Below are 13,426 nucleotides of genomic sequence, written 5' to 3'. Positions count from 1 at the left end.
CCCAATAATATTAATTGGGGTTTCATTAAAATAAAAATTGATGAAATTCAACATATACAAAGTTGCTATATTAATAACCTATCTGGGTATATTTTTAACTTCTTGTACACAGGATAAAGAGAAACCAGAATATACCTACCAAATTCCTTTAGGTGAAAATTCCTGGATTTCCAACTATCAGGAAGAAGATAGAAAAATTATTAAAAAAGAAGGTATCCATAATTGGGATGGCAAAAAACCTATTAAAAGTTATTTTAGAACCAACAAATCAGGATTGGTAGAACTTGGGCTTAACCTTAAATCGGCCACAGGAAATACCGAACTAAAAGTATCACTTGCGGGAGAAAGCCGTAAGGTTCAGGTTAAAAACAAAGACTTTCAGGAAGTTTATCTAGGAGAATTTAAACTTAAAAATTCCGGTTACCAGCAAGTATCTATTGAAGTTATAGAACCGGAATCAAATGAAAATTTAACAATTAAAGAACTCCTATTGGCCGGGCCTGTTACCAGTGGGGAAGTGAATTTTGTAAAAGATAATTTCCATTTTGGCCGTCGTGGACCTTCAGTACATTTGCGTTACCCCATCCCGGAAGAAAGCAAAAAACCAACTTATTTCTACAATGAAATATTTGTTCCCGAAGGCGAGGATGTTATAGGTTCCTACTATATGGCAAATGGATTTTCTCACGGTTATTTTGGTATGCAGGTAAATTCAGAAAATGAACGTCGAATCCTATTTTCGGTTTGGAGCCCTTTTGACACACAAGATCCTGCTGAAATTCCGGACGATCAAAAAATTATTATGCTCAAAAAAGGAGATGATGTCTATACCGGCGAGTTTGGCAATGAAGGCTCCGGAGGACAGAGTTTTAAAAAATTTATGTGGAAAACCAATACCCCTACAAATTCCTACTGAAAGGTGAACCTGCAGGTCCAAATCATACAGATTATTCCGCATATTTCTATGCGCCAGAAAATGACGAATGGGAACTTATTGCTAGTTTTAGAAGACCAGAATCAAGTAATTATTTAGGTAGTTTATATTCTTTCCTGGAAAATTTTGTGCCTGCTACCGGAGACCTTTCTCGTAAGGCTCACTATACAAACCAATGGCTATATGATGAAGAAAAGGGCTGGATAGAACTCACTGAGACCATTTTCACAGCTGATGCCACCGCTAATCAAAAACATAGGTTAGATTATGAGGGTGGAGAGACCACAGGAGGATATTATTTGAAAAATTGTGGCTTTTTTAATGAAACAACCGAGGTCAATACTAATTTTAAAAGGGAAGCAACCGGGAATGCACCACAAATAAATTTTGAAAATTTACCTTAACAACTATAAATCAATCTTAAAAATACTTTCACTACTTTTTTAATGGAAAAAATATTAATTACGGGCGCAGCGGGACAATTAGGAGTTGAACTCACCACTGCTTTAGCTTCAAAATATGGGGCCAGTAATATTCTGGCCAGTGATATTAACTCAGAATCAGCTAAAAAATTTAGTTCAGTAAAATTTCTAACCTTAGATGCTACCGATTCTAAGCACATTGAAAATATTATTGTAACTGAAAATATTACCCAGATATATCATTTAGCTGCTATCCTTTCAGCCAAAGGTGAAGATAATCCTCTTTTTACCTGGGATTTAAATATGAAGAGCCTTTTAGGGATTTTAGAGGCAGCCAGGAAATACCAGCTTAAAATTTTTTGGCCATCATCTATTGCTGTTTTTGGAAAAGACACGCCGCGTAACAATACACCCCAAAATCCGGCAATGATTCCAGGTACCGTATATGGTATCTCTAAGCAGGCCGGTGAACAATGGTGTAATTACTATGCTGAAAAGTTTAAAGTTGATGTGAGAAGCGTGCGTTATCCTGGCTTAATATCTTATTCAGCCCAACCTGGTGGTGGTACTACCGATTATGCTGTAGATATATTTTATAAATCTAAAGAAGATAAAAAATACACCTGTTTTCTTAGTAAAGATACCCGTCTACCCATGATGTATATGCCCGATGCCATAAGAGCCACATTGGAATTGATGGAAGCACCTGCTTCAGAAATTAAAACACGTACCTCCTATAACGTTTCCGGAGTAAGTTTTACACCGGCTGAACTTGCTGAAGAAATCAGTAAACATATCCCAGATTTCAAAATTTTATATGAACCTGATTTTCGACAACATATTGCAGACAGCTGGCCCCAGAGCATTAATGATGATGTAGCCGAACAGGAATGGGGTTGGGAACCTAAATACGATCTTAAAAAAATAACCGTAGATATGCTTAAAAATATAAAATGTGAAGCCTATTAACCTGGTGAACGGTTGTACTATTAATACCAAATTGAGCGTCTAAATCAGTATGGATTTTAATCCACTAAAAGCAGTATTTAGCGTTACAAGAAGCTAAATTGATTATAATATTCAATTTCATCATATGACTTTCAAAAAATTCGGAATAATAAAAACCTGGAGCGCTATTATTCTCCTGGGTTGGTTTAATTTTTCTCAGGCACAAAGTCCGGAAGGAGTCACTCACTCCGGGCAACACACAAACCAGATGCCTTTTCCAGTTGATTCGTATCACGAATTAGCAAACCCAACTCCCACTCCTGTTAAACTTTGGAATAATTCTCAAAAAACTATAATTGGATGGGGTAAAACCAGTAAAAGGTACGAGAAAGAAAAACCGGTATCGAAAGATTCACTTTCAACTGATTTAAACCTGCAAGGCTGGAGAGGAGAAAAACTTTCTGCTCAATGGGTAGTTTCAGCAGGAAAAAAAGATTTAAACCTAAGTGTAGAAATATCAGATTTAAAAAACAGAAATAATAACCAGGTTATTTCAAAGGAGCAAATAGAAAGTGCATTTGTTCGCTATGTATTAACAGATGAACTTAATAAAGATCAAAAAGGAGCCTGTGGCCATCGCGTCCCGGCAAACTTTGATTCAACTTTAGTGGCCGATGTTATAGATCATAAAATAAAAGAATTCAAGGTATTAAAACGAACCACAAGACCCGGCTGGTTATCCATTCAGGTTCCCCAAAACACCGAACCAGGTCTTTATTCGGGAACTTTAAAAATAAAGGATGGTAGTAAAATTTTAAAAAAGTTAATTATAACTATTACGGTAGAAGAACGTCTTTTGTCAGCTCCAAAAGAATGGAACTTCCATCTGGATCTATGGCAAAATCCATATGCTGCAGCCCGATATTATAAAACCGATTTATGGAGTGATGAACACTTTAAAGCTATGGAAGAGGATATTCATCATTATGTGAATGCTGGAGGAAAATCTATTACAGCAAGTATTATTGACCGTCCCTGGGATGGCCAAACACAGGATGCTTTTCATTCTATGATTCGGTGGACTAAGAAGCTTGATGGCACATGGGATTTTAGTTTTGATGTCTTTGATAAGTGGGTAGAATTTATGATGGATTTAGGCGTGACCAAACAAATTAATGCCTACAGTATGATTCCCTGGAAACTAAGCTTTGCTTATTTTGATGAAGCTACCAATACTACAAAACACCTTAAAACCAAACCCGGAGAGGAAGAATACAAAAATTCCTGGACAGCTATGCTTAAAGCCTTCGCTGCCCATTTAAAAGAAAAAGGATGGTTTGATAAAACTTATATCGCTATGGATGAACGCCCTATGGAATCTATGGAAGCGGCTCTGAAAGTTATAAAAAATGCTGATAAGAATTTTAAAATATCTTTTGCAGGTAATAGTCATCCTGAATTGTTTAATGCTATAGATGATTATTCAATTACATTAAGTGAAAATTATCCCGATAAAATTATTGAATCCCGTAAAAAACAGGGAAAAACAAGTACTTTCTATACCAGTTGCTCCCATCCCTATCCCAATAGCTTCACTTTTAGTGAGCCTTCAGAAACCGAATGGTATGGCTGGTATGCCGCCAATAAAAAGTTAGATGGTTATTTACGTTGGGCGTACAACAGTTGGGTTCTGGAGCCACTTTTAGACAGCAGGTTTACCACCTGGGCAGCTGGAGACACTTATTTAATTTACCCGGGCGGAAGAACATCTATACGCTTTGAAAAGCTATTAGCTGGAATACAAGCCTATGAAAAAATTCAAATCTTAAAGTCTGAATTTAAAAGGAATAATAATACTGAAGCGCTTTTACAAATTGATAAAATATTGTCCTCTTTCACAATAGATGAGCTTAACAATAAATCCGCTTCTGTAATGATAGGTAAAGCTCAAAAGGCTTTACAAAACTTATAAAAATATTGCTATGAAAATTTTAAGTGGCTTCTTTATGAATCCATTAACCGTAGTTACTGGTAATTTTTTCACTTAAAAACCTAATATATACCGATTATCATAAAATAAACCAAAGGCAAATTGAGCAATGAGCTAAGCCTTTATCACAATACTGTTTTAAGTAAATAGAATATTAAAAATAAATCCATGAACAAAGAAACAAACAAATCCATAGTAATAATTGGAGTATTATTTTTCATTTTTGGCTTCGTTACCTGGTTGAACTCTGTCTTAATTCCATATCTCAAAACAGCGAGTCAGCTCAATAATTTTGAATCTTACCTTGTAGCTTTCGCCTCATACATCTCCTATCTGGTTATGGCAATACCTTCGGCGTGGGTTCTAAAAAAAATAGGATTTAAAAAGGGTATGTCTACGGGATTAGTTGTTATGGCCGTTGGTGCCCTAATTTTTATTCCAGCGGCTATATCAAGAACTTACGTTTTATTCTTATTCGGATTATTTGTTCAGGGCACTGGTTTAGCACTGCTGCAATCTGCTGCCAACCCCTATATCACCATTTTAGGTCCTATTGAAAGTGCGGCAAAACGGATGAGCATAATGGGAATATGTAACAAACTTGCAGGAGCACTGGCCCCAATCATCTTTGGCGCTATTTTGCTTAAAAATATGGACAAGGTGGAAGCGAGTCTTACTGGGATGAATGCGATAGAAAAAGCCGCTGAATTAGATGCGCTTTCAGCACGGGTAATAACACCATATATTGTAATGGCTATAATCCTTATAGGACTTTCTGTTTTAATTTACTATTCATCATTACCTGAAATTAAAACTGATGAAGAAGATGAAACTCTCGCAGCCGCCAATAAAAATAAAACCAATATTTTACAATTTCCTAATTTATTATTGGGTACCCTTGCAATGTTCCTTTACGTTGGTGTGGAAGTAATCGCCGGGGATACGGTGATTAGCTATGCCCGAGATGCCCACGATATCCCTACCAATGTAGCTAAATTTTTCACCACTTATACATTAATTGCAATGATTGTTGGTTATCTAATTGGTACCGTAACGATCCCAAAATATATTAGTCAGCAGAAAGCCTTACAGCTCTCTGGGATATTAGGAATAATATTGGGCCTGGTCGCCATTTTTACAAATGGCTACATATCGGTCTTAAGTATTTCTTTGTTAGGTCTTGCTAATGCCCTGGTATTCCCGGCCATATGGCCCCTTGCACTACACGGGTTGGGTAGGTTTACTAAAATAGGATCTTCATTTTTAATTATGGCCCTGGCGGGAGGTGCAATCTTACCACTTATTTATGGCTATCTTGCTGATACCTTTGATCCACAATCAGCTTACTGGATAGTTATCCCAAGTTATTTATATATATGGTTTTTTGCAGTTAAAGGACATAAAATTAAATAATAGCTTTCTATAAATCTTTTTGGTTATGTAATAGCATCTTTGAAGAAAGATGCTATTACATAAGTGACCGTTTTTGCGTAATTTCAACTAAAATATTCGTAGATTTTAAGCAATATTTCAGTAAACAACTTTAAAGCAAGCTCACGCATTATTATTGAAAAATTTAATTTGATTTCGAGGCAGTCCTCGGAGCATTTAGTATCGTTTATCCAGTAAAAAAAAACTTTCTCTACTTCAGCTTCAGCAATTTACTCCTGCACAAACTTTAATTCTATTTTTTTACAAATTTGTCAACTTTCGAATGTTGATAAATTCATATTTAACTGATAATAAGCTTATTAACAATTTTTGTTTGATAACTTTTTTTAACAAGATTTTATATTCTTGTACTTCTTTGTCTATATTTACATTCCGCTTGAAACTATTACTAATCCAAAATCTAAAATTAATATGGGTGTGAACACTACTACCGCCGCTCCTAAGACTTATAGCCAGGATGAGGCTTTTAAAGCTTCGTTAGACTATTTTAAAGGAGATGATTTAGCCGCACGGGTGTGGGTAAATAAGTATGCGCTTAAAGATTCCCAGGGGAATATTTATGAGCTTACGCCAAACGATATGCATCGTAGAATTGCAAAAGAAATTTCCCGTGTAGAGCAACGCTACCCAAACCCAATGAGTGAAGATGAGGTTTTTGACCTTATTAAAGACTTTAAATATATTGTCCCTCAAGGTAGCCCAATGGCCGGTATAGGTAACCCTTACCAAATTGCTTCCCTTTCTAACTGTTTCGTAATTGGTAACGATGGCGATTCAGATTCTTATGGAGGGATTATGAAAATAGACCAGGAACAGGTTCAGCTTATGAAACGCCGTGGTGGTGTTGGGCATGATCTTTCCCACATTCGCCCAAAAGGCTCGGCGGTAAAAAACTCTGCCCTTACTTCTACCGGTATTGTTCCTTTTATGGAACGTTACTCCAACTCCACTCGTGAAGTTGCCCAGGATGGGCGTCGTGGAGCGCTTATGCTCTCAGTTTCTATTAATCACCCAGATTCTGAAGATTTTATAGATGCAAAAATGGAGCAGGGAAAAGTAACCGGCGCCAATGTATCGGTTAGAATTGATGACGAATTTATGCGCTCGGTTAAAGAAGATCGCAATTACGTTCAGAAATATCCAATTTTTAGCGAAAATCCGAAGAAATCTAAAGAGATCGAAGCTAATAAGCTTTGGAAAAAAATAGTACATAACGCCTGGAAATCGGCTGAACCTGGAATACTTTTCTGGGACACCGTAATTAACGAGTCGGTGCCAGATTGTTATGCAGATCTTGGATACAAAACGGTTTCTACCAATCCATGTGGTGAAATTCCGCTTTGCCCTTATGATTCTTGTAGACTGTTAGCTATAAACTTATTTTCTTACGTAGAAAATCCGTTTACTAAAGAGGCTTCTTTCAATTTTGAACTTTTCAAAAAACATATTGCCGCTGCACAGCGCATTATGGACGATATCATTGATCTTGAATTAGAAAAAATTGATGCGATTCTTGCTAAAATTGAAGCAGATCCTGAAGGTTCAGAAATTAAAGGTGTAGAATATAATCTTTGGAAAAACATTCAAACCAAAGCTAAAGAAGGTAGAAGAACCGGAATTGGCATCACTGCTGAAGGTGATATGCTTGCCGCTTTAGGTATTAAATACGGAAGTGATGAGGGTGTAGATTTTTCAGTAAAAATCCATAAGCACATCGCTATTGAAGCTTACAGAGCTTCAGTTTACGCAGCAAAAGAAAGAGGTGCTTTCGGAATATTTGATTCAGAAAGAGAAAAAGAAAATCCTTTTATTCTTCGACTTAAAGAGGCCGATGAGAAATTGTATTACGATATGCTTGAATATGGCCGCCGTAATATTGCTTTACTTACTATTGCCCCCACAGGAACTACCAGTTTAATGACGCAAACCAGTTCTGGAATTGAGCCGGTATTTATGCCTGTTTACAAACGAAGAAGAAAAGTAAATCCTAACGATAAAGATTCCCGCGTAGATTTTGTAGATGAAGTTGGCGATTCCTGGGAAGAATACGTGGTTTTCCACCATCGATTTAAAGAATGGATGAAGGTTAACGGCCACGAAATAACCGATGATTATACACAAGCCGAACTGGACAAACTTGTAAAAGCTTCTCCTTACTACAAAGCCACTTCTAACGATGTAGATTGGTTGAGTAAAGTAAGAATGCAGGGAGCGGTACAAAAATGGGTAGATCACTCCATTAGTGTGACCATTAACTTACCAAACGATGCTACCGAAGAATTGGTAGGTCAACTATATTTAGAAGCTTGGCAAGCGGGTTGTAAAGGAGTGACTGTGTATCGTGATGGTTCTCGTTCTGGAGTTCTAATTTCTAACGAAGAGAAAAAAGAAGAGGCTGAAGAAGAAAACAATACGCCATTCCCAACTACACGTCCGCAAAGCTTAACTGCAGATGTGGTTCGTTTTCAGAATAACAAAGACAAATGGATTGCTTTCATTGGCTTAATTGACGATAGACCTTACGAGATCTTTACCGGTTTTGCAGATGATGAAGAAGGAATTCTGCTTCCACGCTGGGTGACAGAAGGTACTATTATTAAAGCCAGAAATGAAGATGGAACTTCTCGTTACGATTTTCAATATGAAAACAAACGAGGTTACAAAACAACTATAGAAGGATTATCGCATAAATTCAACCCGGAATACTGGAATTATGCTAAATTGATTTCTACCACGCTTAGACACGGGATGCCAATTGAAAAGGTAGTAGATTTAATAAGCAGTTTACAGTTAGACAGTGAATCTATAAACACTTGGAAAAACGGAGTTGCGAGGGCGCTAAAACGCTTTATCGCCGATGGTACCGTTGCCAAGAAACAAAAATGTACAAATTGTAATTCATCTAATCTTATCTATCAGGAAGGCTGCCTTACCTGTCAGGATTGTGGTTCTTCCAAATGTGGATAGATAGCTCTTGTTAGATTAGATAAAAAAGGCCTTTTGAATTATTTCTAAAAGGCCTTTTTGTTTATAGAAGTGAAATGTGTTTAACTAAAGATGTTTGATGAGGTTTTCAACTCGTCATTCTGAATTCATTTCAGAATCTAAGATGTTAGCAATAAGAACAAGTTTGAAGCTGAAACAAGTTCAGCTTGACGAATGAAGTTTTTCAAACTTCCTATTTCATTTTATTATTCCAAACTCACCGAAATAATCCCCACTCCCTGCGGATTTTCTAACTCATTATCTTCAATTCCCGGGCCGATTGAGAATTGCAGTGCTTCTGCATTCTCCAGTTCAAAATCTCCGTCGTAAGAATGTTCAAAATAATACGGCAAAAATGAAGGATAAGGTCTTGGCAGACTCACCGTTTTAACCGGCTTTAAAGCGGAAAGATCAATTTTATAAGTTTTGGTTTCCTGGCTTAGATCTATAGTAGTTCCAAAAGCGGCTCCGTTTTTCATTACCAAAGCAATTTGAAGTTTATCTGTTCTTTCGGTTAATGCTCTTGCTTTTATAACAAGGCTATCTTTGGATTCCAACTCCGCTTTTCTACCTGCAATTTTTCTATTAAAATTATATCTAAAAGAATAATCGTAAATTGGTTCTGCATCGGGGTTTTCAACATCTTTCTCAAAGAGTTTTTCCAAATTCACCTGGTATTCCGCCTCACCGGGATTGTCAGTCGGCACGAGCTTATTTTCAGGGCTCCACTCGCCTACTATATAATCTTCGTCTTCTGAAGCATTAAAAATATAAAGCGGCTTGTTTTCCTTAACCACGCGCGTTGAGTATTTTTCTTCGGAATAAAAATCCCAGTCTTCAGGGCTTCCTGAAACTTCACCGGGGAAAGTTTCTTTTCCTTTATTAGTAGTAACAATAATTCGATATTCTAAAAAGCCATTTTTTAATACACTTTCCGGAATTTCTGCTGAATAGTTATAAGCGCTGTTATTCTTAAGCTCCATAGCTTCATAAGTATTCCCGTTTTGGAGCCAGGCTTCTACTTTTTTTATTTGTTTGTCTGAAACAATCTCTGCATTAATTTCTGCTGAAGAATTCTCGGTAAATTCTTTTATAGGTTGGTGCAACACATAAGTTTGCGCTACGGTACTTTCCGGAGCGGTAAACTCTTCCAGCTGAAACCTTAAATTTATATCTGACCTTTTATCAAATTCGGCTCCTTTATTTTTCAAAAGATAAGTCCCTGGATGTATTTTAAAAGATTTTCCTTCAACTATCGGAGTAAAAGCATTTCCTTCATTTAAAGCTTCCAGGCTGAAATTTTCATTTAAACCGGGAAGATCTAAACTCATTTCCCATTCGTTCCACTTGATCACCGCAACGGTTTTTTCAAGGCTGTTGCTTCCAAAAGGATTATCTACCAAAATAGCATCAGGCATTATTTCAAGACGCCAAACTCCGTCTTCTAATTTATCGAGAAAATAGGCGCCTTTTCCTTTATAATTAACCACTTCAGAATCACCAAAACCGGCAATTTGCTTGAGGTTTTCTAAAGATTTTGGCTGAATTTTATTCGTATTGGTATAAATAAATTTTTCTTCAGAATTCAATACCGCGAGATCTTTTTCATAATCGATTTTAAAATCCTGAAATTCAAGGTTTTTAGGGTAAACACCAAAATCACTATTTACAGGAACCTTATGAAAGACTTCCCCGGCGATCATTAAGGACAAAGCTTTTTGTGGCGTGTAGGCCAGGTTCATATAATGCGTATTGTATTCGGTATTTCCAAACGCCAAATAAGTAGGATCGTAAGCGAAATGAGTTCCTATTTGGATTCCGGCCTCCCGGAAACTCCTTCCCATTGCCGGATAAATATAAGATTTCATCACATCGGCGGCATCAAATTCGTACACGAGCTTCGCCGCGTTATTTTCTTCAATTACATCATTAAACGGAATATAATAATCGTTTACATTTGGTAACAAATTCCCTTCCAATTCCTTCTGAAACCCCAATCCTGTTGGGTACCATTGAAAAGTTCCGCCATCTATTCCAGCATCAAAATAAGATTCGGCGAGATGAATACTATGACTTACATTATAGAAAATTGGTTTCTTAGAGCCGGTGCTTTTCATTGATTTCACCATTTTCTCAATGAATTCCTGCACTTCTTCAGGCTCTCCTTTATGGTGCGGTTCGTTGCTAATTTCAAAAGCAATAAGGTTTGGCTCATTTTTATAAGCTACGCCCGTATGCGGATTCACGTGATTCAGGAATTGCTTCAAATAATTTTCCTGAGCTTTAATAGCACCGGGCTCAGTTAAGCTTCCGGCTTTTTCGTATTTGTTAGAAAATCCGGGAGTATCTTCATCGGGTTCCGGCCAGCCATTTCCCCAATAAGCAATGGGTGTAACCACGAAATTTATATCACGTTCCTTGAGCTTTTTCAATAAATAATCAAATAACTCGAGATGTTCGTTTAATATTAAATTGCCTTCTTCATCACTAATTTCAGTATCCCAAACGTGAATTCTATAAAGATCAAAACCGAGTCGGGAAAAATGATAAACATCCTTATCTATCGCTTTTTTTAGATCTATACCTAATTTCTCACCACTTCGATAGCCGTGCGCAAAAGGTACCGAATAATTGACTCCAAAACCTTTGACTTCTGCATCGTTATGCCCCCAACGCATCAGGCCTTCATTATCTACGTAAACATCTTCTTTTTCCTGGGCAAAACTTATAAAACTGATTACAAAAAATATAAAACTCAGCAAAAATCTTTTCTTCATATATAAATTTTAAACATCACAAATTTCAATAGCTTTCTTTAATGAAGAAATTTCATCGGAATTGGTAGGAATAAATTCCTGGGCAACAAAACCTTCAAAACCGGTTTCTACAATGGCTTTCATAATTGCAGGATAAAAAAGTTCCTGGGTATCACCAATTTCGTTACGACCGGGAACTCCGGCAGTGTGATAATGATTTATGTGTTTATGGTGCTTTTTAATTGTAGCAATAATATCTCCTTCCATTACCTGCATATGGTAAATGTCGTAGAGCAATTTAAAGTTATCTGCTCCCATTTCTTCAGCCAGGGCAACACCCCATTCGGTATGATCTGCCATATAATCTGGATGATTAACCTTACTGTTAAGCAACTCCATTACCAGGTTTACATTTTTCTTTTTAGCGTATTTAAGCAGCGGCTTTAAACCTTTTGAGCAATTTTTAATTCCGGTTTTCTCATCCATTCCGCGTCTATTTCCCGAGAAAACAATTACGTTTTTAATGTTATGTTTTGAAGCTTTATCAATTAAACCCTTATATTTTTCCTGAAGATCTTTATGGTTTTTTGGCTCATTAAATCCATTTTCAATACTGGCAAAATCGTCTGTTGCCATAGAACAAACCAGGCCATATTTTTCCACTGTATCCCATTCTGAAGGTTTTAAAAGATCTATTGCCTGAATTCCCATACTCGCACAGGTTTTTGCAAATTCATCTAAAGGAATATTCTGAAAACACCATCGGCAAACCGAATGCTTAACATTGTTCTTTTTTCTATTAGGTAAGCTGTTGTTATCTATATATTTCATAGCAGCAAAAGAAGATGCTACTCCACCCAGGCTCAAAATCCCTGAACCAATGGCTATACTTTTTAACGCATTACGTCTTGTGAATTTCTTGTCCATTATTTATATATTAAGTTGGTATAATAAAATAGAAAAGTCAAAATTCAGGTGAAACTCACCGGGAATAAGACTTTAATTATAAAAACAAGGCTGAAGGAAAAACGATTTACTCAAATATGTATTCCACAACTATCTTTTCTTAGCAAATTATTATAAACGTAAAAATTACAATTAATTTTCAGAAAACAAATTTTTCGGAAAAGATTTTTTTAAAATTTTCTTAACACATTTTTAGAAGAAAAAACTTCACTTACGCGATTTCAAAATTGAAGCCGGACTCTTGAAGTTTCAGGTATTTTTTGCGGTCAAATTTGTATAAAAATGCACCTCGCCGCGAAGTAGACATATCTTTTTCGTCTAATTTAACCAACACATTTAAGGAAAGTACTTTTTTTCTAAAGTTTCGGGAATCGATTTCTTTATGATAAACGGCCTCATAAAGCTTTTGTAATTGCGGAATGGTAAATTTCTCTGGAAGTAATTCGAATCCTATGGGTTTATACCTGGCTTTTCTGCGTATTCTAACCAGGGCATCTTTCACCATCTGGTTATGTTCCAGCACCAAATCTGGCACATCTTCTATATCATACCAATGCGCTCCATGTCTTTCTACCAATTCCTTATCATACTCGCCAATTCTTATTAAAGCATACTGGGCAATAGATATAGTTCTATATCCAGGATCACGAAACGTGGTGCCATAGGTTTTTAGTTCTTCCATAAACACGTTTTCCAGGCCGGTTATTTCCTTTAAAACACGTTTTGCGGCTTCTTTCACATCTTCATCCAATTTCACAAAACTTCCTATAAGAGACCAGGTTCCCATAAGTGGTTTAACCCTTCTTTTAAAAATGAGAAGCTTCAGGTTTCCTTCATCAAATCCAAAAATTACGCAGTCTGTAGCTACGTACATTTTATCTTCCTGAATGTAGAAATCCTTTTGAAACGGTTTCATTAAAAATTGATGTTTAGACTAAGATATGAAAATTCCTAAAGCTCATATTTTCAGCAT

The 13,426-nt window shown here is 36.5% G+C and carries 9 protein-coding genes; 6 read left to right on the top strand and 3 right to left on the bottom strand.

Features of this window, described 5'->3' with window-relative positions; genetic code table 11:
• Positions 1 to 40 precede the first annotated feature (40 nt).
• The 6 genes from J0871_RS09435 (at position 41) to J0871_RS09410 (ending at position 8,713) form a co-directional block, all read left to right on the top strand.
• Complete coding sequence (locus tag J0871_RS09435) at positions 41 to 916, top strand: DUF5077 domain-containing protein (RefSeq protein ID WP_208224988.1); 876 nt, start codon at positions 41 to 43, stop codon at positions 914 to 916.
• Entirely contained in the window at positions 883 to 1,338 is a 456-nt protein-coding gene (locus tag J0871_RS17395; RefSeq protein ID WP_208224987.1) for a DUF3472 domain-containing protein, read from the top strand. The genes J0871_RS09435 and J0871_RS17395 overlap by 34 nt, the downstream gene beginning before the upstream one ends.
• Before the next feature lie 42 nt (positions 1,339 to 1,380).
• On the top strand, positions 1,381 to 2,325 hold the full coding sequence (locus J0871_RS09425; protein WP_208224986.1) for an NAD-dependent epimerase/dehydratase family protein: 945 nt from the start codon (positions 1,381 to 1,383) through the stop codon (positions 2,323 to 2,325).
• 124 nt (positions 2,326 to 2,449) lie between these two features.
• Positions 2,450 to 4,276 carry a glycoside hydrolase domain-containing protein gene (locus J0871_RS09420; protein WP_243870446.1) on the top strand — a complete coding sequence of 609 codons (1,827 nt, stop codon included), beginning with the start codon at positions 2,450 to 2,452 and terminating at the stop codon, positions 4,274 to 4,276.
• Between the two features lie 186 nt (positions 4,277 to 4,462).
• Positions 4,463 to 5,707, top strand: a complete 1,245-nt coding sequence (locus J0871_RS09415) for a sugar MFS transporter (RefSeq protein WP_208224985.1) — start codon at positions 4,463 to 4,465, stop codon at positions 5,705 to 5,707.
• Between the two features lie 450 nt (positions 5,708 to 6,157).
• The gene (locus tag J0871_RS09410) at positions 6,158 to 8,713 is read left to right on the top strand and encodes an adenosylcobalamin-dependent ribonucleoside-diphosphate reductase (protein ID WP_093302445.1); all 2,556 of its coding nucleotides are present in this window, start codon (positions 6,158 to 6,160) and stop codon (positions 8,711 to 8,713) included.
• A 224-nt stretch (positions 8,714 to 8,937) separates the two neighbouring features.
• Here the strand turns inward: J0871_RS09410 and J0871_RS09405 are convergent, their stop codons facing one another.
• The 3 genes from J0871_RS09405 to J0871_RS09395 form a co-directional block, all read right to left on the bottom strand.
• The gene (locus J0871_RS09405; RefSeq protein ID WP_208224984.1) at positions 8,938 to 11,508 is read right to left on the bottom strand and encodes a hypothetical protein; all 2,571 of its coding nucleotides are present in this window, start codon (positions 11,506 to 11,508) and stop codon (positions 8,938 to 8,940) included.
• A gap of 9 nt (positions 11,509 to 11,517) precedes the next feature.
• Entirely contained in the window at positions 11,518 to 12,414 is an 897-nt protein-coding gene (locus tag J0871_RS09400; RefSeq protein WP_075326297.1) for a TIM barrel protein, read from the bottom strand.
• A gap of 250 nt (positions 12,415 to 12,664) precedes the next feature.
• Positions 12,665 to 13,369, bottom strand: a complete 705-nt coding sequence (locus tag J0871_RS09395) for an NUDIX domain-containing protein (protein WP_075326296.1) — start codon at positions 13,367 to 13,369, stop codon at positions 12,665 to 12,667.
• Positions 13,370 to 13,426 lie beyond the last annotated feature (57 nt).

It is taken from the genome of Salegentibacter sp. BDJ18, assembly GCF_017579965.1.
In the GTDB taxonomy this organism is placed as follows: domain Bacteria; phylum Bacteroidota; class Bacteroidia; order Flavobacteriales; family Flavobacteriaceae; genus Salegentibacter.
This window is presented reverse-complemented; position numbering and strand designations above follow the sequence as displayed.